The sequence below is a fragment of the Streptomyces kunmingensis genome, assembly GCF_039533535.1.
GTDB classification, from domain to species: Bacteria; Actinomycetota; Actinomycetes; order Streptomycetales; family Streptomycetaceae; genus Streptomyces; species Streptomyces kunmingensis.
In genome coordinates, this window is the sequence record NZ_BAAATS010000030.1 from 86076 (window position 1) to 107168 (window position 21093).

Genomic DNA, 21093 nt, shown 5'->3' on the forward strand with positions numbered 1-21093 from the left:
GGCTCCTGAGCAGTTCGGGCAAAGACGCCTCAGGCGACACGAACAGAGTGACAGACTGACCACGCCCATAAGCACCGAGTTACCGAAGTGGGCCGCCATGAGTGAGAACAGTGCTATGCGTGTGCATCCGAACGGACTCGCGGACGATGCGATCCGTCCCCCCGATCTCCGTCCTCTGCTGGCCGCGCTCTCGGCCGCCCGCGACGGGAACTTCACCCGCCTGCCCGACGGCGGGGAAGGGATGGTGGGTGAGCTGGCGGCGGTCTTCAACCAGCTCATAGACCGCAGTGTGCATTACAACTGCGAACTCACCCGGGTCCGCCGGGAGATCGTGCGGCACGGCCGGCTCGACGAGCGGCTCGAGGCGAGCCCGGGGCAGGGCGCGTGGGCGACCCGCATTCATGACGTCAACACCATCATCGGCGCCCTCGTCGCCCCGGCGGCCAACGCCACGCGGGTGCTCGACGCGGTAGCGGGCGGTGACTTGACGCAGCGGGTCGATCTGCACGACGGGAACCGTCAACTCCGGGGAGATCTGCGCCGGTTGGGCCGCGCCGTCAACAAGATGGTGGACCAGCTGTCCCTCTTCACGGGCGAGGTGACGCGGGTGGCCCGCGAGGTCGGCACCGAGGGCCGGCTCGGCGGTCGCGCCAAGGCGCAGGGGCTCTCGGGCAGTTGGCGGGACGTGACCGAGGCGGTCAACACCATGGCGTCGCGGCTGACCGCTCAGGTGCGGGACATCGCCCTCGTGACGACCGCGGTGGCCCGGGGCGACCTGACCCGTACCGTCACGATCGAGGCGACGGGTGAGCTGCTCGAGCTGAAGCTGACCGTGAACACGATGGTCGACCAGCTCTCCGCGTTCGCCGACGAGGTCACACGTGTGGCCCGCGAGGTCGGCACCGAGGGCCAGCTCGGCGGTCGCGCCCAGGTCCGCGGCGTCTCGGGCGTCTGGAAGGACCTCACCGACAACGTCAACTTCATGGCGTCGAACCTCACCTCCCAGGTACGCAACATCGCGCAGGTCACGACGGCGGTGGCCAACGGCGACCTGAGCCAGAAGATCATGGTCGACGCGCAGGGCGAGATCCTCGAACTCAAGTCGACGATCAACACGATGGTCGACCAGCTCTCCGCCTTCGCCGACGAGGTCACACGCGTGGCCCGCGAGGTCGGCACCGAGGGCCAGCTCGGCGGTCGCGCCCAGGTCCGCGGCGTCTCGGGCGTCTGGAAGGACCTCACCGACAACGTCAACTTCATGGCGGACAACCTGACGTCGCAGGTGCGCAACATCGCCCTCGTGTCCACGGCGGTGGCGCAGGGCGACCTCGGCAAGAAGATCACGGTCGAGGCCAAGGGCGAGATCCTCGAACTCAAGTCGACGATCAACACGATGGTGGACCAGCTCTCGGCCTTCGCCGACGAGGTCACGCGTGTGGCCCGTGAGGTGGGCACCGAGGGGAACCTGGGCGGGCAGGCGCAGGTGCGCGGCGTGTCCGGTGTCTGGAAGGACCTCACCGACAACGTCAACTTCATGGCGTCGAACCTCACCTCCCAGGTACGCAACATCGCGCAGGTCACGACCGCGGTGGCGCAGGGCGACCTCTCCAAGAAGATCTCGGTCGACGCGCGCGGCGAGATCCTGGAGCTGAAGGACACCGTCAACACGATGGTGGAGCAGCTCCGCGGCTTCGCCGACGAGGTCACGCGGGTGGCCCGTGAGGTCGGCACGGACGGCCGTCTCGGCGGGCGCGCGACCGTGCACGGCGTCTCGGGCGTCTGGAAGGACCTCACCGACAACGTCAACTACATGGCGGACAACCTGACCTCGCAGGTCCGCAACATCGCGCAGGTCGCCACGGCGGTCGCGCAGGGCGACCTCTCCAAGAAGATCGACGTCGACGCGCGCGGCGAGATCCTGGAACTGAAGACGACCATCAACACGATGGTGGACACCCTGTCGTCCTTCTCCTCCGAGGTCACGCGCGTGGCCCGCGAGGTCGGCTCGGAGGGGCAGCTCGGCGGCCAGGCGCGGGTGGAGGGTGTCTACGGCACCTGGAAGCGTCTGACGACGAACGTGAACGAGCTGGCCTCGAACCTGACCACGCAGGTCCGCGCCATCGCCGAGGTGGCGTCCGCGGTGACCTCGGGCGACATGTCCCGCTCCATCACGGTGGAGACGCAGGGCGAGGTCGCGGAGCTGAAGGACAACATCAACCTGATGGTGGCCAACCTCCGCGAGACGACCCGCGCGAAGGACTGGCTGGAGTCGAACCTGGCGCGGCTCGCGGCCCTGATGCAGGGTCACCGGGACCTGATGGAGGTCGCGGACCTGATCCTGCGCGAGCTGACGCCGCTGGTGAACGCGCAGTACGGCGCCTTCTTCCTGGCCGAGCCGGACGAGGGCGACACCCCGATCCGCACGGCGCTGCCCACCAAGGGGCTTGCCTACATCGCGGCGTACGCCTCGGCGGCCGCCTCGGTCGTCGACACGGGGGGCATGCCGGTCCACGGCCTCGTACGGCAGGCCGCCCTGGAGAAGAAGCGCATCCTGGTGGAGGAGGCGCCACCGGACTACATCAAGATCAACAGCGGTCTGGGGGAAGCCGCTCCGGCCTCCGTCGTCATCATCCCGATCCTCTTCGAGGACAAGCTCCTCGGCGTCATCGAGCTGGCGTCCTTCTCCCGCTTCTCCGACGTCCACCTGGCCTTCTTCGACCAGTTCGTGAACACGATCGGCGTCGCGATCAACACCATCATCGCCAACTCCCGCACCGAGTCCCTGCTCGGCGAGTCCCAGCGCCTGGCGACCCAGCTCCAGGAGCGCTCGGACGAACTCCAGCGTCAGCAGGGCGAGTTGCAGCGCTCGAACGCCGAGCTGGAGGAGAAGGCCGCCCTCCTTGCGACCAGCTCCCAGTACAAGTCGGAGTTCCTGGCGAACATGTCGCACGAGCTGCGCACCCCGCTCAACTCGCTGCTCATCCTGGCCCGGCTGCTCTCCGACAACCCGGACGGCCACCTCAACGACCAGGAGGTGCAGTTCGCGACGACGATCCACCGCTCCGGCTCCGACCTGCTCCAGCTCATCAACGACATCCTCGACCTGTCGAAGATCGAGGCCGGCCGCATGGACGTACGCCCCAAGAAGCTCCCCCTCATCAAGCTGCTCGACTACGTCCACGCCACGTTCCGGCCCATCACCCTCGACCGGGGCCTCGCCTTCGAGGTGGCGGTCGGCGAGGACGTGCCGCGCGAGGTCTTCTCCGACGAACAGCGCCTCCAGCAGATCCTGCGCAACCTGCTGTCGAACGCGATCAAGTTCACCGCGAACGGCAAGGTCGAGCTGCGGGTCAAGCGGGTCAAGGACCCGGAGCACCAGTTCGTGCGCGAGAGCGAGGACCTGATCGCCTTCGCCGTCTCCGACACCGGCATCGGCATCGCCCGCGACAAACTCCCCGTCATCTTCGAGGCGTTCCAGCAGGCCGACGGCACCACCAACCGCAAGTACGGCGGCACGGGTCTGGGCCTGTCCATCAGCCGGGAGATCGCCGGGCTGCTCGGCGGCCGCATCATCGCCGAGAGCGAGCCGGGCGAGGGCTCCACGTTCACGCTGTACGTGCCCGTGGTCTATCCCGGTCACGAGCCGGCGGCCGACCAGCTCGAGACCAGCCCGCCACCGCTCATCCCCGTGCAGCACGACGACTCCGCGGACGCGTACACGATCCACGACCAGGAGGACAACTGGCCCACGCCGACCAAGCTGGAGCAGTGGAAGACCGGACTCGCGGGCCAGGTGCTGCCCGGCCGCCGCGTCCTCATCGTCGACGACGACATCCGTAACGTGTTCGCGCTCACCCATGTACTCGGCCGCGTCGGCATGCCCGTGCTGTACGCGGAGAACGGGCGGGAGGGCATCGAGACCCTCGAGCGCAACCCCGACATCGAACTCGTCCTGATGGACATCATGATGCCGGAGATGGACGGTTACGAGACGATCTCCGTCATCCGCGGGACCACTCGGTGGGCAGGGCTGCCGATCGTGGCCCTCACCGCCAAGGCCATGCCCGGCGACCGCGAGAAATCGATCGCCAAGGGTGCGAACGACTACGTACCCAAACCGGTGGACGTCGATCAGTTGCTGACTGTCGTGTGCGACCTCTTGGCCCCTGAGGCCGTCGACACGGACGAACCCACCGCATCGGACGGGCGGGAGGACGAGAATGGGCCCGTCGCCCCGCCGACCATCGAATGAGGGACCGGCATCATGATCATGACCACTGCAGAGCTCACTTCGGATCAGCAGGCGAGCATCCTCCTGGTCGATGACATGGAGGACAACCTCGTCGCGCTGGAAGCCGTCCTCGGATCGCTCAACGAGCCGCTGGTCAGGGCCCGTTCGGGAGAGGAGGCGATGAAGGCACTGCTCCGCAGGCGCTTCGCCGTCGTCCTGCTCGACATCCGGATGCCGGGCATGGACGGCTTCGAGACGGCCACGAACATCAAGCGCCTGGACCAGACGAAGGACGTCCCGATCATCTTCCTGACGGGCACGGACTCCGACGACGCCGGATTCGCCTTCCGCGGCTACGCGACGGGCGCGGCCGACTACCTGACCAAGCCCTTCGACCCCTGGGTGCTGCGCGCGAAGGTGACGGTCTTCCTCGATCTGCACCGCAAGACCCAGCAGCTGGAGCGGCTGCTGGCCCGCGAGCAGCAGCAGTTCGACGCGCTGACGTCCCGGATGACCTCGATAGAGCACCAACTGTCGGAGGCGGCCGACCCCGACGTACGGGAACTGCGTCATCACCTCACGCGGATGGAGGCGACCCTGCGCACGATGAGGCGCCCCTGAGCGGGGCGCCCCAAAGTCTGGCTAACCTTCGCGGGATCCGGCGTACATCTCTTCGAGCAGTTCCTTGTACTCCCGCTCGACGACGGGCCGCTTCAGCTTCAGGCTGGGCGTCAGCTCGCCGTGCTCCACGTCGAGATCCCGCGGCAGCAGCTTGAACTTCTTGATGGTCTGCCAGCGCTGCAGGCCCTCGTTCAGCTCGCGTACGTAGCCGTCGATGAGCTGCACCGTCGCGGGGGCGGCGACGACCTCCGCGTAGGACTTGCCTCCGAGGCCGTTCTCCTTGGCCCACTCCAGGATGGCCGGCTCGTCGAGTGCGATGAGCGCGGTGCAGAAGTTCCGGTTCGCGCCGTGCACCAGGATGTTGGAGAGGTACGGGCAGACGGCCTTGAACTGGCCCTCGACCTCGGCCGGCGCGATGTACTTGCCGCCCGACGTCTTGATCAGGTCCTTCTTGCGGTCGGTGATCCGCAGATAGCCGTCGACGGAGAGCTCACCGATGTCGCCGGTGTGGAACCAGCCGTCGCTCTCCAGCACCTCGGCGGTCTTCTCGGGCAGCTTGTGGTAGCCCTCCATGATGCCGGGGCCGCGCAGCAGGATCTCCCCGTCGTCCGCGATGCGCACCTCGGTGCCGGGCAGCGGCTTGCCGACCGTGCCGGTGCGGTACGCCTCTCCCGGGTTGACGAAGGACGCGGCCGACGACTCGGTGAGGCCGTACCCCTCCAGGATGTGGACGCCCGCGCCGGCGAAGAAGTAGCCGATGTCGGGGGCGAGCGCGGCGGAGCCGGAGATGCAGGCCCGCAGCCGCCCGCCGAACGCCTCGCGCAGCTTGCCGTAGACGAGCCGGTCGGCGGCCTTGTGCTTGGAGGCGAGCGCGAACGGCACCGAGGCGACGCCCGTACGCCGGAAGTTGTCCTGGCTGACCTTCGCGTACTCGCGGGCGACCCCGGCAGCCCACTGGAAGATCTTGAACTTGGCGCTGCCACCGGCCCGGGCCTTGGCCGCGACCCCGTTGTAGACCTTCTCGAAGATGCGCGGCACGGCCGCCATGTACGTCGGCTGCACGATCGGCAGATTCTCGATGATCTTGTCGACGCGTCCGTCGACCGCCGTCACGTGCCCGACCTCGATCTGGCCGCTGATCAGCACCTTGCCGAAGACGTGCGCGAGCGGCAGCCACAGGTACTGGACGTCGTCCGGGCCGAGGAGTCCGGTCGCGGCCATGGCCTTCGCCAGGTACGACCAGTTGTCGTGCGGGAGGCGCACGCCCTTGGGCCGGCCGGTCGTTCCGGAGGTGTAGATGAGGGTGGCGAGCTGATCCTTGCCGATCGCCGCGACGCGGTCCTTGACGACGTCCGGGTTCTTCTCCAGGTACGCGGCGCCGCGCGCCTCCAGGTCTTCCAGGGTGACCAGCCAGCCGTCGGGGTCGGCGGCGTCGGGCTCGACTCCGGTCGCGTCGATCACCACGACATGCCGCAGCTCGGTCAGCTCGGCCCGCCGCTCGCGCGCCTTGGCGAGCTGCGCGGCGTCCTCGGCGATGAGCACCTTCGACTCGGAGTCGGCCAGGATGAACGCCGACTCGTCCGCGTTGGTCTGCGGGTAGACGGTCGTGGTCGCCGCGCCCGCGCACATGATGCCGAGGTCGGCGAGGATCCACTCGACCCGCGTCGACGAGGCGAGCGCCACCCTCTCCTCGGCCTTTATCCCCAGCTCCGAGAGGCCGGCGGCGATGGCGTAGACCCGCTGCGCGGCCCCCGCCCAGCTCAGCGACTTCCAGTCGTCGGGGCCCGTACCGGAGGGCGCCGGTACCGGGTAGCGGTAGGCCTCGGCATCCGGTGTAGCCGCCACGCGCTCCAGGAAGAGAGACGCCACGGAGGGCGGCCGGTTCTCGATCAGGGTCTGTGTGTCGCTCACGACGTCCTCCGGGGCCCGCGACTGTTGAAACGCGGCTTGTTTAACTGGCGAGTAACCATTGAGCAGTGATCAGGGTAAAGGGCGCTCGCCCGGTGCGTAAGAGGCTCCGGCCTTCAACTTCCACACGCCTGCCCCACCGGCCCCGCCCCACACAGGGCCCACACAAAAGCGGTGGGCCCGTCACGCGTGTGCGCGCCGGACCCACCGCTTTCATGGTGCTACGGGGACTGCTCACTGCTTGCCGGGCGGGTGCCCAACGTCACTTCTTGGCCTTGCCGCCACCGCTGTCGTCGCTGGAGAGCACCGCGATGAAGGCTTCCTGCGGCACCTCGACGGAGCCGACCATCTTCATCCGCTTCTTGCCCTCCTTCTGCTTCTCGAGCAGCTTCCGCTTACGGGAGATGTCACCGCCGTAACACTTGGCGAGGACGTCCTTGCGGATGGCGCGGATCGTCTCGCGGGCGATGACCCGGGATCCGATCGCGGCCTGGATCGGCACCTCGAAGGCCTGCCGCGGGATGAGCTCGCGCAGCTTGGCGACGAGCCGCACACCGTACGCGTACGCGGCATCCTTGTGGGTGACGGCGGAGAAGGCGTCGACCTTGTCGCCGTGCAGCAGGATGTCGACCTTGACGAGCTGGGCGGACTGCTCGCCGGTGGGCTCGTAGTCGAGCGAGGCGTAGCCGCGCGTCTTGGACTTCAGGTGGTCGAAGAAGTCGAAGACGATCTCGGCGAGCGGCAGCGTGTAGCGGATCTCGACGCGGTCCTCGGAGAGGTAGTCCATGCCGAGCAGCACACCGCGCCGGTTCTGGCACAGCTCCATGATCGAGCCGATGAACTCGCTCGGGGCGAGCACCGTGGCGCGTACGACGGGCTCGAACACCTCGTCGATCTTGCCCTCGGGGAACTCGCTCGGGTTGGTGACCGTGTGCTCGGTGCCGTCCTCCATGATCACGCGGTAGACCACGTTCGGAGCGGTGGCGATGAGGTCGAGGCCGAACTCGCGCTCGAGCCGCTCACGGATCACGTCGAGGTGCAGCAGGCCGAGGAAGCCCACGCGGAAGCCGAAGCCGAGCGCGGCCGAGGTCTCCGGCTCGTAGACCAGCGCCGCGTCGTTGAGCTGCAGCTTGTCGAGGGCCTCGCGCAGGTCCGGGTACTCCGAGCCGTCCAGCGGATAGAGCCCCGAGAACACCATCGGCTTGGGGTCCTTGTAACCACCGAGGGCCTCGGTCGCGCCGTTGTGCAGGGAGGTGATCGTGTCACCGACCTTGGACTGACGGACGTCCTTCACGCCGGTGATGATGTAACCCACCTCACCGACGCCGATGCCGTCGGCCGGGGTCATCTCGGGCGAGGAGACACCGATCTCGAGCAGCTCGTGGGTGGCACCGGTGGACATCATCCGGATCCGCTCACGCTTGTTCAGCTGACCGTCGACGACTCGTACGTACGTCACGACGCCGCGGTACGAGTCATAGACCGAGTCGAAGATCATCGCGCGGGCCGGGGCGTCGGCGACGCCGACCGGCGCGGGGATCTCGGCGACGACCTTGTCGAGGAGCGCCTCGACGCCCATGCCGGTCTTGGCGGAGACCTTGAGGACGTCCTCCGGATCGCAGCCGATGAGGTTCGCCAGCTCCTCGGAGAACTTCTCGGGCTGGGCGGCCGGCAGGTCGATCTTGTTGAGCACCGGGACGATCTTGAGGTCGTTCTCCATCGCCAGGTACAGGTTGGCGAGGGTCTGGGCCTCGATGCCCTGGGCGGCGTCGACGAGCAGGACAGTGCCCTCGCACGCGGCGAGCGAGCGCGAGACCTCGTACGTGAAGTCCACGTGGCCCGGGGTGTCGATCATGTTGAGGATGTGGGTACTGCCCTGGTCCGGGCCCTCGGTGGGGGCCCAGGGCAGTCGCACCGCCTGGGACTTGATCGTGATGCCGCGCTCGCGCTCGATGTCCATCCGGTCGAGGTACTGAGCACGCATCTGCCGCTGATCGACCACTCCGGTCAGCTGGAGCATCCGGTCGGCGAGGGTGGACTTGCCGTGGTCGATGTGCGCGATGATGCAGAAATTGCGGAGCAGCGCCGGGTCGGTACGGCTCGGCTCGGGCACATTGTTAGGGATCGCGGGCACGCAGGGTCCTGTCTCTTGAGGCGCCTTATGCCTCGGGTCGGATCGATACGTAGCTTCCATGGTCCCACGGCCGGGGCACCGCTACCGGTTTGGGCCGGTGGGAGTACGGCTGGTACCGTGGGCAGCTGTGTCTCATGCCCTCTCAGCAGGAGGCACACACTCAGTGAAAATCATCGGTACGGGTCCTTCACCGGGTCCGTGCCTGAACCTGCAAAGGCTCATTTCGTGGCGAACATCAAGTCCCAGATCAAGCGGATCAAGACCAACGAGAAGGCTCGGCTGCGCAACAAGTCGGTCAAGTCCTCCCTGAAGACCGCGGTCCGCAAGGCCCGTGAGGCCGCTGCCGCGGGTGACGTCGAGAAGGCCACCGAGTACCAGCGCGCTGCCGCGCGTGAGCTCGACAAGGCCGTCTCGAAGGGTGTCATCCACAAGAACCAGGCCGCCAACAAGAAGTCGGCGCTTGCTTCCAAGGTCGCCGCGCTCAAGGGCTGAACCTTTTCTCCCGGACGCGAGTCCGGGTACTGAAAACTCCCGGATGTGAGTCCGGGTACTGATCTGACGCCGGAAGGACCCGGGCGGGCCCTCTCTCATCCGCCCCCGACCGGCACCCCGAGCCCGCACGCGACTGCGTTCGCCACGCGGGTGTGGGCTCACCACCAGCTTGAACCGAGGCCCCGCTCTGATTCTTCAGGGCGGGGCTTTCGGCGTTCGTATGGCAGGGTCGTCCGGTGTTTGGTCACCTCAGCCCGTCCGGCGTTTGAGGACGAGGCCGAAGGCCGACAGCGGGGTCGGGGCGCAGCCCCGGGGAACGGGACGGGAAGGGGCGGCGGGGGCGATATCCCGCCCGCTCCACCGACCTACCCGCACTTTCCAGCCCGGGTACCCCCTACACCCGCCCCCGAGAACGCGCAGCCCGCGCAATGGTGACCACAGCCTTCTCCAACGCGTACTCGGGGTCGTCCCCCCCACCCTTGACCCCCGCATCGGCCTCAGCCACAGCCCGCAGCGCCACGGAAACCCCGTCCGGGGTCCACCCCCGCATCTGCTGTCGCACCCGATCGATCTTCCACGGCGGCATCCCGAGCTCCCGCGCCAGATCGGCCGGCCGCCCCCCACGCGCGGACGACAGCTTCCCGATGGCCCGCACCCCCTGCGCGAGCGCGCTGGTGATGAGCACCGGCGCGACCCCGGTCGAGAGCGACCATCGCAGCGCCTCCAGCGCCTCCGCGGCCCGCCCCTCGACGGCCCGGTCGGCCACGGTGAAGCTGGACGCCTCGGCCCGCCCCGTGTAGTACCGCCCGACGACGGCCTCGTCGATCGTGCCCTCGATGTCGGAGGCGAGCTGGGTCACGGCCGAGGCCAGCTCCCGCAGATCACTGCCGATGGCGTCGACGAGCGCCTGGCAGGCCTCGGGCGTCGCGGACCGCCCGAGCGTGCGGAACTCCCCGCGCACGAAGGCCAGCCGGTCCGCCGGCTTGGTCATCTTCGGGCAGGCGACCTCCCGGGCGCCGGCCTTGCGCGCGGCGTCGAGGAGCCCCTTGCCCTTGGCGCCCCCGGCGTGCAGCAGCACCAGGGTGATCTCCTCGACGGGCGAGCCGAGGTACGCCTTCACGTCCTTGACCGTGTCCGCCGACAGGTCCTGGGCATTGCGGACGACGACGACCTTGCGCTCGGCGAACAGCGACGGGCTCGTCAGCTCGGCGAGCGTGCCGGGCTGGAGCTGGTCGGAGCTGAGGTCGCGCACGTCGGTGTCGGCGTCGGCGGCCCGGGCGGCCGCCACCACCTCCCGCACCGCGCGGTCGAGCAGCAGGTCCTCCTGGCCCACCGCGAGGGTGAGGGGGGCGAGAGGATCGTCGTTTGCAGTCTTCCTGGCCATCGCGGTCAAGCATCCCACGGCCCACTGACAACCCGACCGGCCAAGAGCCGTACTCGCGGCGCGGCACATACGGCGCCGGCGCCGGTACTCGCACGGCGCCGGTACTCACGACGCGGTATTCACGACGCGGTATTCACGGCCCGGTACTCACCGCCCGGTACTCACGGCTCCGTGCTTATGGCTCCTCGCGCCAGCCGTCCCAGCCGGCCGCGAACTCGTCCAGCTCACCGGGGTCGAGCCGCCCCCGCGGATCCTCGACGACCACCAGCCACTGCGCGTCCTCGGCATCGTCCTCGCCGGCCAGCGCGTCCCGGACGAGCTGGGGCTCCTCGGTCACGCCGAAACGCTCCCCCAGCGCCTCGGCGGCCTCCTCCGCGGCGTCCCGGTCGGGCAGCACCAGTACGTGTCTCACATCGCTCACGCCACCATTTTCCGGCACGCGCCGACGGCTGCCGAACGGGGTCGCCGTACGTACCTCAGCCCCTGGGCACGATCAGCCTCAGCCCTTGGGCACGATCCGCCTCACCCCTTGGGCACGATCCGCCTCACCCCTTGGGCGCGATCAGCCTCAGCCCTTGGGCACGATCTGTACGTCGAGCTCGATCCGGACGCTGGAGCCGACGACGGCGATACCCCGCGCCAGCATGGTCTGCCAGCTGACGGTGAAGTCGTCGCGGTGCAGCTCGACCGTGGCGCGGCAGGCGGCCCGGGCCTCGCCCTCCATACCGTTGCCCAGCCCCAGGTACTCCGCGTCCAGGGTGACCGTGCGCGTCACCCCGTGCAGGGAGAGCGCCCCGGTGATCGCCCAGCGGCTGCCGCCCCGGTGCGAGAAGCGGTCGCCGTAGAACTCCAGCGTCGGGAACCGGTCCACGTCGAGGAAGTCGCCCGACCTGAGATGGTCGTCGCGCATCTTCACATTCGTGTCGATGGACGAGGCGTCGATGACGACATGGATCGCGGACTCCTCGATCCGGTCGGCCACCCGCAGCGCGCCCGCGAAGGTGTTGAACCGGCCATGGATCCGGGCCAGCCCGATGTGCCGCGCAGTGAACGCGATCGAGGAATGCGTCGGCTCGATCTCCCAGTCACCCGGCGCGGGCAGCTGCGGCGGCGGCGAGACCTGGAGCGTGACGTCGCCCAGCGAGGCGTGACCGCTCTCGGCGACCGTGGCGCTCCCGTGGAACGGGGCGTACCCCTCCGCCGAGACGGCCAGCCGGTAGTCACCGGCGGGCACGGTCGTCATGAACGAACCGAACGGGTCGGTGCCCCCACTGACCACCTTGCGCCCCATGGCATCGCTCAGCGCGAACTCGGCCTCCCGCACCGGCTCGTTGACCGGATCGAGCACGCGGCAACTGAGCACCCCCGCGCTGGGCGGCACCGTCACCGCCGCCAGAGGGCTTGTCCGTTGAGCCCGGTTCGTACGGTTTCCCAGCCAGCGGCCGAACATGACCTACCCACCCCAGTGCGCCTTGACGTCGACGTCGATCGGCAGATCGATACGCACGTCGATCGTTGCGAGTTGAACGAAAGGGCATTCGATCACCGTTGCGGCTTTCGAGGCAACACAGGCCCTCATCACGGAATTCAGCGCGAAGGTGCGCAGCTGCCCCCGAGTGCGCCATATTGCTCCTCCCGGTAACCATTTGCCCAGCTCAGAGGCATTTCTACTTACGGGTAACCGTGGGGCGGCCGGGGCCTCCGGATCAGTGGGCGATCGGATCGGTGGGCGATCGGATCGGTGGGCGATCGGATCGGTGGGCGGTCAGATCGGTGGGCGGTCAGATCGGTGGCGCCCCCGCAGGCCGGAGCACATCAGCGCTCGGTATGCACCACCCCCAGCCCATCTCCGCCGCCGCCCCCGTTTCCGCTTCCGCTTCCGCTTCTGCTTCCGCTCCGCCCCTGGCCCACGACGGCGATCGCCCCGTCCTGGTCCGTCCGCAGCACCGCCGCACCCCGTTCCCGCAACGCCCCCACCGTGCGCGGAGCCGGGTGCCCATACGGGTTGTCGACCCCGCACGAGATGAGCGCGAGCCGGGGCGCGACCCGGCGCAGCAGCTCCGGGTCCTGGTACGCCGACCCGTGATGAGCGACCTTGAGCACGTCGACCGGGGGCAACCGGGCCCCGTCCCCGGTTCTCAACAGGGCACGCTGCGAGGCCGGTTCGAGGTCGCCGAGCAGCAGCATGGTCAGCCCCGCGGTGCGCACGAGCAGGGTGACACTGGCGTCGTTCGGGCTGTCCGGAGCCGACAGCGGGCGCGGTGGCCACAGCACCTCCCAGTCGAGCGGCCCGCTGCGACGCCGCTCCCCCGCCACCGCCGGAACCACCGGGACTCCGCGCCCCGCCGCGAGCCGCCCGACGAACTCCGCCTGATCCGCCGGCTCCCGGAACCCGGTCGTCTCGATCACCCCGACGGAGCGCCCCCGCAACACCCCCGCGAGGCCCGCCACATGGTCCGCGTGGAAGTGCGTGAGCAGCAGCAACGGCACCTTCGTGATGCCGAGCGAACGCAGGCACCGGTCCACGAGCAGCGGATCGGGCCCCGCGTCCACCACCACGCCCGTCCCGGCCCCCGCCGCGAGCACCAGCGCGTCGCCCTGCCCCACATCACACATGACCATGCGCCATCCCGGCGGCGGCCAGCCCGTGACGACCCGGGTGAGCGGCGGCGGCTGCACCACCACGAGAAGCAGCGCCAGCAGACAGGCCGCCACTGTCCAGGGCGACCTCAGCACTCTGCGCCCCACCAGCACGGCCACCACCGTGCCGGCCGCCAGCAGCACCCCGCCACGCCAGCCTCCCGGCCAGTCCACCCCGCTGCCCGGCAACGCGGCCCCGGCCCGTGCGATGTCCGCGATCCATCCCGCGGGCCACCCGGCACACCAGGCCAGGAACTCGGCCACCGGCATCGCCACGGGCGCCGTCGCCAGCGCGGCGAACCCGAGCACCGTCGCGGGCGCCACGGCGAACTCCGCGAGCAGATTGCACGGCACCGCCACCAGACTCACCCGCGCCGCCAGGACAGCAACGACGGGCGCACACACCGCCTGTGCCGCCGCGGCAGCGCCCAACGCCTCGGCCGCCCGCGCCGGAACGCCGCGCCGCCGCAGTCCCGCGCTCCACCGCGGAGCCAGCGTCAACAGCGCCCCGGTGGCGAGCACCGACAACAGGAACCCGTAACTCCGTGCCAGCCACGGGTCGTACAGGACGAGCAGCAACACCGCCGTGGCCAGCGCCGGGAGCAGGGACCTACGGCGCCCTGTGGCGATGGCGAGCAGGGCGATCGCCCCGCACGACGCCGCCCGCAGCACGCTCGGCTCGGGCCGGCACACCACGACGAACCCGAGCGTGAGCGCCCCGCCCGACAACGCCGTCGCCCGCAGCGACAACCCGATCCGCGGTGCAAGGCCCCGCCGCTCGACACGGTGCGCCGTGCCGGGCGGGCCGATCAACAGGGCGAGCAGAATCGTGAAGTTCGCCCCGCTGACAGCCATCAGATGCAGCAGGTCCGTCGCGCGGAACGCCGCGTACAGCTCCGGCGTGACGCGCGCCGTGTCGCCGACCACGAGGCCCGGCAGCAGCGCCCGCGCGTCCCTGGGCAGACCCGCCGTCGCCTCGCGCAGCCCGGCACGCAGCGCTCCGGCCAGGCGCTGCGGCCCGCTCGGCCCGGCCACCACGCGTGGCCGCTCGCCCCGCCCCGCATGCAGCACTGCGGCGATCCGGTCGCCGTCCCTCAGCGGCGGCGCGAGCCCGCCCTCGACACTGAGCCGGGTGGACGGCAGCAGGGAGAGCCAGGAGCCGCCCCGGGCCTCGACGACGATCAGGACCGGCGCACGGGTCCGCGACATCGTCCCGTTTGGCGCCGTCACCCGCACGACGTCCGCCTCGATGAGCACGACACGCGGAGCCGCGTGATCCCCGGTGACCCGGGGCCGGGTGACCCGCGGATCAGAGGTGACCTCCAACTCGACGTCCGCCCGCGCATGTTGAGCGGCGAGCTCCGGAACCGGCCCTCTGCGCAGATCGGCCCCATGCAACCCCGCGGAGGCCGCGGCCGCGGCGACACAGAGCAGCAGCACGGCGCCGGACGGGCCCCGCCAGGAGGGAGGAGGGCGGGGCGGCCCGTGTCGCCCTCCTCCCGGCCGCCGGCCCGCGCGCCCCATCGCCAGCAGCGCCGCTCCGGCAAGCGCACACACCGCCGCCACGGTCGCCGCCCAGCTCGGTGTGGCCGTCACGGTCACCGCCGCGGTCAGCCACGCCGCGAGCGCGGGCCCCACCAACCGCAAGTCCAGCGGCTCCTCTTGCCGCGGATTCGCATCACCGAGCCGACCGCTGGGAGCCGGTGGAGGGGGCAGGGGCGGTGGATCGGAACCCCGAGGGGCAACCCTCGTGCCGCTCACGGCCGCACCAGGTTCTGGAGGTCCTCGAAGCGGCGGTCCCCGATGCCGTTGACCTCGCGCAGTTCGTCGACCGAGCGGAAACCCCCGTGCTCCGTGCGGTAGTCGATGATGTGCTGGGCCAGCACGGGGCCGACCCCGGGCAGCGTGTCGAGCTGTTCCAGCGTCGCCGTACTGAGGCCGATCGGCGCTGTGGACGCCGCCCCCGCGGGCCCGCCGGGCGCCACGGCCACGGGGACCGCCGGGGCGCCCACCAGGACCTGCTCGCCGTCCGTCAGGAGCCGCGCCCGGTTGAGCCCGGCGGTGTCCGTGCCGGGGCGGACCCCTCCGGCCGCCCGCAACGCGTCCGCGACCCGGGCCCCGGCGGGCAGCCTCTGCACTCCGGGCCTGCGCACCTTGCCGCCGACGTCCACAACGATCCCCGCACCGCCCGACGCCACGGATCCAGGCACGGCCGAGGAGACAGTCGCACCCGGCGACTCCACCACCTCCGGCGCGGCGGCACGAACCGCCTCCGGCGCCCGCACAGGCTGCGTACGCCCCGACCAGAAATGCTGCGCCGCGAAGAGCGCCGCCACGCCGAGAACGACGACCAGGGCCAGAGCACCGCGCCGCTCGATCCCGCACCGGGTCTGCACCCACAGCGGCAGACGATCCCGCACGGCGAGCGTGAGCCGCCCCCGCCAGGATTGCCCCGGCCCCTTCTCGACCTCGGGCCCGGCACCGGACCCGGACCCGGACCCGGCCTCGGACCCGGACCCGGCCTCCCGCGCGGGCGACGCAGCAGGGCCACTCAGCACCTCCGAGGCCCCCGAGACCCCGTTCTCCCGCGACAGCGGCAGCGGCCCGGGCAACGGCAACGGCAACGGCAACGGCGGCAACAGCGGTGACTGCCGCGGCGGCGGCGGCGCGAACAACGCCTCCGCCCGCACCCGCGTCCGCTCCGCCGCGAGGCGCCGGCGCCGCGTACGCCGTCGTACGACGTGCCGGCGCCGTGCGCGGCTGTCGGATGCGGGGCCGCGCCCCGGCCCGCTGGATGCCTGTGCTGTTCGCAGCTGTGATCGAAGTGCCATGTCACGAGACGGTAGGCAGTCCCCGACAACGCTGTGGATCTTGCTCAATTCCCGGGGAGAACCCACCAGTTGTGGAAAACTCCCTCACCCACACACGCCCCAGCACCTTCGCGCCGCCGCACGCCAAAGACCGCACCCTCGCGCCGCCGCACGCCAAAGACCACGCCCTCGCGCCGCCGCACGCCAGAGATCGCCCCCTAGACCCGGGGCGACACCACAGCCCCCACCAACCCGGGCCCGGTATGCGCCCCGATCACCGCCCCGACCTCACTGACATGCAGCTCCCCCAGGCCCGGCACGTGCTCCCGCAGCCAGCCGGACAGCGCCTCCGCCCGCTCCGGTGCCGCCAGATGATGCACGGCGATGTCGACCTGCCTGCCGCCCGCGTGCTCGGCGACGATCTCCCGCAGCCGCGCGATCGCCTTCGACGCCGTGCGGACCTTCTCCATCAGCTCGATGCGGCCGCCGTCCAGTTGCAGCAGCGGTTTGACGGCGAGCGCTGAGCCGAGAAGCGCCTGCGCGGCGCCGATCCGCCCGCCGCGACGCAGATAGTCCAGGGTGTCGACGTAGAAGTAGGCGGAGGTGCCCGCGGCCCGCTTCTCCGCCGCCGTCACCGCCTCGTCGACGGTGCCGCCGCTGTCGGCCACCTCTGCCGCTGCGAGCGCGCAGAAGCCGAGGGCCATGGCCACCATCCCGGTGTCCACGACGCGCACCGGGACCGGCGCCTGCCGCGCGGCCATGACCGCGGCGTCGTACGTCCCGGAGAACTCGGACGACAGATGCAGCGAGACGATGCCGGTCACACCGGACTCGGCGACCTTGCGGTAGGTCTCGGCGAACAGCTCGGGGCTGGGCCTCGACGTCGTCACCGAGCGACGCTTCTGCAACGCCTCGGCAACCGAGCGGGCGGAGATCTCCGTACCCTCCTCCAGCGCCCGATCGCCCAGGACCACGGTCAGCGGGACCGCCGTGATGCCGTGGTCCTCCATCGTCCGCTGCGGCAGGTAGGCCGTTGAATCGGTGACGATCGCGACATGGCGGGACATGCACCGGAGGTTACCCGCCGGGGCCCGTCGGCGGCAGCCCGGCCCCCGTCGCCCGGCCAGAAGCGCCGACCCGGGGCCGGAGGATCAAGTCGTGCTCTCGGGACGGGGTTTCTTCTGCCACGGATACACCGGCCGCACACCCGGCGGAGTGATCGCGGGCCGCGCCGGCTCCTGAACCGGACCGGCCGCACCCTGGGTGTCCTGCGGAGCGGCCGGTGTGACGTCCTCCGTCGTCCAGTGCCGCAGCGCCCCGGCCTCCAGGTCGATCTGTGCACTCAGCGAGTCGAGATCGTCGCCCGCGAAGCGCCCGGCCCGGTCCCGGGCCGCGTGCCGCAGCGCGTCGGCGGACGCCGTGATCTGCTCGGTGCGCGCCTTCATCTCCGGCAGCAGGCTGCGCACGTGCGCCTTGTCGGGCTCGCTCTCCAGGCGCTTGAGCTCACTGTCCAGCTCGTGCCCGTGCGCACTCAGGCGCTGGAAGAGGCCGAGGGACTCCTTGAGCGTGGCGTCCTCGGCCACGCGCGCGTGCAGCGAGTCCTGCGTGGCCCGCATGGAGGTGCGCAGCTTCAGCCGCAGCTGGGCCAGCTCGCTCGCCGCGCCGGGCTGCGCGAAGGTCCTGGCCCGCAGGCCGGTGTCCTCCACCGCCCGCCGGGCCTGCTCGACCTTGCGGTCCACGCCGCGCTTGGCCGCGCCGACCACCTTCACCGTCGCGTACGCGCCGAGCGCCAGGAACAAGATGAAGATCAGCGCCACGATCACCAGCACAGCTTCCACGGCGCTCCTCCGATTCGTCCGTCTGCCCCGTAGTCCCGCCTCTCCACGGTAAACGGAGCGGGCAGGCCGAGGGTTCCATCAGAACCCCCAACCTGCCCGTAGGGAACAACCCTGAGTGCCGGGACAGGCTCTACGCGGGCACGATGTTCACCAGCTTCGGTGCCCGCACGATGACCTTGCGGATACCGGCGCCGTCCAGGGCCGCGACGACCTTCTCGTCGGCCAGGGCGACCTTCTCCAGCTCCTCGTCCGAGATCGACGGGGAGACCTCCAGACGCGCCTTGACCTTGCCCTTGATCTGCACGACGCAGGTGACGGACTCGTCGACGACGTAACTCGGGTCGGCGACCGGGAAGTCCTGGTGGACGACCGAGTCGGTGCGGCCCAGCTTGCGCCACAGTTCCTCGGCGACGTGCGGGGCCAGCGGCGCGACCAGCAGCACCAGGCGCTCGGCGACGGAGCGCGGCAGCGCGCTGCCCGCGTACGTCTTGACCAGGTGGTTGTTCAGCTCGGTGACCTTGGCGATGGCGGTGTTGAAGCGCATGCCCTCCAGGTCGCCGCGCACGCCGTCGATCGCCTTGTGCAGGGCGCGCAGCGTGGCCACGTCGATGTCGGTCTCGGGCACGTCCACGACGGTGACCTCGCCGGTCGCCTCGTCGACGATGTTGCGCCACAGGCGCTGCAGCAGCCGGAACTGGCCGACCACCGCGCGCGTGTCCCACGGCCGCGACACGTCCAGGGGGCCCATCGCCATCTCGTACAGGCGCAGCGTGTCCGCGCCGTACTCGGTGCAGATCTCGTCGGGCGTGACCGCGTTCTTCAGGGACTTGCCCATCTTGCCCAGCAGGCGCGTGACCTTCTCGCCCTCGAAGTAGTACGCGCCGTCGCGCTCCTCCACCTCGGCCGCCGGTACGGCGATCCCGCGCGCGTCCCGGTAGACGTAGGCCTGGATCATGCCCTGGTTGTACAGCTTGTGGAACGGCTCGGCCGAGGAGATGTGACCCAGGTCGAACAGCACCTTCGACCAGAAGCGGGCGTACAGCAGGTGCAGCACGGCGTGCTCGGCACCGCCCACATACAGGTCGACGCCGCCGGTGGGCATCCCCTCACGGGGACCCATCCAGTACTGCTCGACGTCCGGGTCGACCAGCTTCTCGCTGTTGTGCGGGTCCAGGTAGCGCAGCTCGTACCAGCACGAACCCGCCCAGTTGGGCATGGTGTTGGTCTCGCGGCGGTACTTCTTCGGCCCCGCGCCGTCGCCCAGGTCCAGGGTGACGTGGACCCAGTCCTCGTTGCGCGACAGCGGCGTCTCGGGCTGCGTGTCGGCGTCGTCCGGGTCGAACGTGCGCGGGCTGTAGTCCTCGACCTCGGGCAGCTCCAGCGGCAGCATCGACTCGGGCAGCGCGTGGGCGACGCCGTCCTCGTCGTAGACGATCGGGAAGGGCTCGCCCCAGTAGCGCTGCCGGCTGAACAGCCAGTCGCGCAGCCGGAAGTTGACGGTGCCCGCGCCCTTGCCGGTGCGCTCCAGCCACTCGGTGATGCGCGCCTTGGCGTCGGCGACGCCCAGGCCGTCCAGGCTGATCTGCTCGTTCGACGAGTTGATGATCTTCGCGTCGTGGGAGCCGAACGCGTTCTCCCACGTGTCCGTGTCGGTGCCGCGCCCGTCCGTCGGCTCGACGATGCAGCGGATCGGCAGCTCGAAGGCGCGCGCGAACTCGAAGTCGCGCTGGTCGCCCGCGGGGACGGCCATGATCGCGCCGGTGCCGTAGCCCATCAGTACGTAGTCGGCGATGAAGACCGGAACCTGCTCACCGTTGACCGGGTTGATCGCGTACGCGCCGGTGAAGACGCCGGTCTTGTCCTTGGCCTCGGCCTGCCGCTCCACGTCGGACTTCGAGGCGGCCTGCTTGCGGTACGCGGCGACGGCCTCGGCCGGGGTGGCCTGCCCGCCGGTCCACACCTCGTGGGTGCCTTCGGGCCACGCCGCCGGGACGATCTTCTCGACCAGGTCGTGCTCGGGAGCCAGCACCATGTAGGTGGCGCCGAACAGGGTGTCCGGGCGCGTGGTGAAGACGGTGATGGCAGCGTCACTGATGGGGAAGTCGACACGCGCGCCCTCGGACCGGCCGATCCAGTTGCGCTGCTGCAGCTTGATCGCCTCGGGCCAGTCCAGGCCGTCCAGGTCGTCGATCAGGCGGTCGGCGTAGGCGGTGATGCGCATGTTCCACTGGCGCAGCTTCGCCTTGAAGACGGGGAAGTTGCCGCGCTCGGAGCGGCCGTCGGCGGTGACCTCCTCGTTGGCCAGGACGGTGCCCAGGCCCGGCGCCCAGTTGACGGGCGCGTCGGAGGCGTACGCCAGGCGGTAGCCGCTCAGGACCTCGGCCCGCTCGGCCGCGCTCAGGCTCTCCCAGGAGCGGCCGCCGTCGACGGCACGCTCACCGCTCTCGAACTGCTCGACCAGCTCGGCGATCGGACGGGCCTTCTTCAGCTCGTCGTCGTACCAGGAGTTGAAGATCTGCAGGAAGATCCACTGCGTCCACTTGTAGTACTCCGGGTCGATCGTGGCGAACGACCGGCGCTTGTCGTGACCCAGGCCCAGGCGGCGCAGCTGGACCTTCATGTTCTCCATGTTGGCCTCGGTCGACGCGCGCGGGTGGGTGCCCGTCTGCACGGCGTACTGCTCGGCCGGCAGGCCGAACGCGTCGAAGCCCAGGGTGTGCAGCACGTTGTGCCCGGTCATGCGCTGGAAGCGCGCGTAGACGTCCGTGGCGATGTAGCCCAGCGGGTGACCGACGTGCAGTCCCGCACCCGAGGGGTACGGGAACATGTCCATGACGAACTTCTTGGGCCGGGCGGCGACCTCCGGGTCGCCCGCCAGGTCACCGCTCGGGTTGGGCGCCTCGTACGTGCCGTGCGCGTCCCAGAAGTCCTGCCAGCGTGCCTCGATGTCGGCGGCCATGACCGCCGTGTAGCGGTGCGGTGCGACCGCCGCCTCGGTAGCGGCGGCGGTATTCGTCTCGCTCATGATCCTCAAA

Annotated in this window: 13 protein-coding genes; 3 read left to right on the forward strand and 10 right to left on the reverse strand. The window is 70.2% G+C overall.

The annotated features are described in order from the left end of the window. Positions 1-97: 97 nt before the first annotated feature. Together ABD366_RS33800 and ABD366_RS33805 are read left to right on the forward strand one after the other, a co-directional pair. The gene (locus tag ABD366_RS33800; RefSeq protein ID WP_324772213.1) at positions 98-4252 is read left to right on the forward strand and encodes a HAMP domain-containing protein; all 4155 of its coding nucleotides are present in this window, start codon (positions 98-100) and stop codon (positions 4250-4252) included. A gap of 18 nt (positions 4253-4270) precedes the next feature. Continuing rightward, positions 4271-4852, forward strand: a complete 582-nt coding sequence (locus ABD366_RS33805) for a response regulator (protein ID WP_324772212.1) — start codon at positions 4271-4273, stop codon at positions 4850-4852. 21 nt (positions 4853-4873) lie between these two features. Here ABD366_RS33805 and ABD366_RS33810 read toward each other — a convergent pair whose 3' ends face one another. Continuing rightward, positions 4874-6763 (reverse strand): AMP-dependent synthetase/ligase, encoded by a 1890-nt coding sequence (locus ABD366_RS33810; protein ID WP_324772211.1) that lies wholly within the window; start codon positions 6761-6763, stop codon positions 4874-4876. Positions 6764-7022: 259 nt separating this feature from the next. Continuing rightward, on the reverse strand, positions 7023-8894 hold the full coding sequence (lepA, locus tag ABD366_RS33815; RefSeq protein ID WP_324772210.1) for a translation elongation factor 4: 1872 nt from the start codon (positions 8892-8894) through the stop codon (positions 7023-7025). 225 nt (positions 8895-9119) lie between these two features. Between lepA and rpsT the strand changes: the two genes are divergently transcribed. Then, positions 9120-9386 carry a 30S ribosomal protein S20 gene (rpsT, locus tag ABD366_RS33820; protein ID WP_324772209.1) on the forward strand — a complete coding sequence of 89 codons (267 nt, stop codon included), beginning with the start codon at positions 9120-9122 and terminating at the stop codon, positions 9384-9386. Positions 9387-9780: 394 nt separating this feature from the next. Here rpsT and holA read toward each other — a convergent pair whose 3' ends face one another. The 8 genes from holA to leuS form a co-directional block, all read right to left on the reverse strand. Then, positions 9781-10770: a DNA polymerase III subunit delta gene (gene holA / locus ABD366_RS33825; RefSeq protein ID WP_324772208.1), complete on the reverse strand. Its 990-nt coding sequence runs from the start codon at positions 10768-10770 to the stop codon at positions 9781-9783. A 175-nt stretch (positions 10771-10945) separates the two neighbouring features. Next, on the reverse strand, positions 10946-11191 hold the full coding sequence (locus ABD366_RS33830; protein WP_324772207.1) for a hypothetical protein: 246 nt from the start codon (positions 11189-11191) through the stop codon (positions 10946-10948). A gap of 147 nt (positions 11192-11338) precedes the next feature. Further along, complete coding sequence (locus ABD366_RS33835; RefSeq protein WP_324772206.1) at positions 11339-12220, reverse strand: YceI family protein; 882 nt, start codon at positions 12218-12220, stop codon at positions 11339-11341. Positions 12221-12585: 365 nt separating this feature from the next. Then, complete coding sequence (locus ABD366_RS33840; RefSeq protein ID WP_411293808.1) at positions 12586-15048, reverse strand: ComEC/Rec2 family competence protein; 2463 nt, start codon at positions 15046-15048, stop codon at positions 12586-12588. A 119-nt stretch (positions 15049-15167) separates the two neighbouring features. Beyond that, positions 15168-16241 (reverse strand): ComEA family DNA-binding protein, encoded by a 1074-nt coding sequence (locus ABD366_RS33845; RefSeq protein ID WP_324772205.1) that lies wholly within the window; start codon positions 16239-16241, stop codon positions 15168-15170. Between the two features lie 197 nt (positions 16242-16438). Continuing rightward, positions 16439-17287 carry a DegV family protein gene (locus ABD366_RS33850; protein ID WP_324772204.1) on the reverse strand — a complete coding sequence of 283 codons (849 nt, stop codon included), beginning with the start codon at positions 17285-17287 and terminating at the stop codon, positions 16439-16441. Positions 17288-17371: 84 nt separating this feature from the next. Then, positions 17372-18058, reverse strand: a complete 687-nt coding sequence (locus tag ABD366_RS33855) for a hypothetical protein (protein WP_324772203.1) — start codon at positions 18056-18058, stop codon at positions 17372-17374. Between the two features lie 130 nt (positions 18059-18188). Continuing rightward, the gene (gene leuS, locus ABD366_RS33860; protein WP_324772202.1) at positions 18189-21083 is read right to left on the reverse strand and encodes a leucine--tRNA ligase; all 2895 of its coding nucleotides are present in this window, start codon (positions 21081-21083) and stop codon (positions 18189-18191) included. Between the last annotated feature and the right edge of the window lie 10 nt (positions 21084-21093).

Bases quoted from the DNA above. Each gene is read 5' to 3' on its own strand.
- ABD366_RS33835 (WP_324772206.1), bottom strand. From the start codon at position 12,220: ATGTTCGGCCGCTGGCTGGGAAACCGTACGAACCGGGCTCAACGGACA.
- ABD366_RS33800 (WP_324772213.1), top strand. From the start codon at position 98: ATGAGTGAGAACAGTGCTATGCGTGTGCATCCGAACGGACTCGCGGAC.
- ABD366_RS33850 (WP_324772204.1), bottom strand. From the start codon at position 17,287: ATGTCCCGCCATGTCGCGATCGTCACCGATTCAACGGCCTACCTGCCG.
- leuS (WP_324772202.1), bottom strand. From the start codon at position 21,083: ATGAGCGAGACGAATACCGCCGCCGCTACCGAGGCGGCGGTCGCACCG.
- ABD366_RS33845 (WP_324772205.1), bottom strand. From the start codon at position 16,241: ATGGCACTTCGATCACAGCTGCGAACAGCACAGGCATCCAGCGGGCCG.
- ABD366_RS33805 (WP_324772212.1), top strand. From the start codon at position 4,271: ATGACCACTGCAGAGCTCACTTCGGATCAGCAGGCGAGCATCCTCCTG.
- holA (WP_324772208.1), bottom strand. From the start codon at position 10,770: ATGGCCAGGAAGACTGCAAACGACGATCCTCTCGCCCCCCTCACCCTC.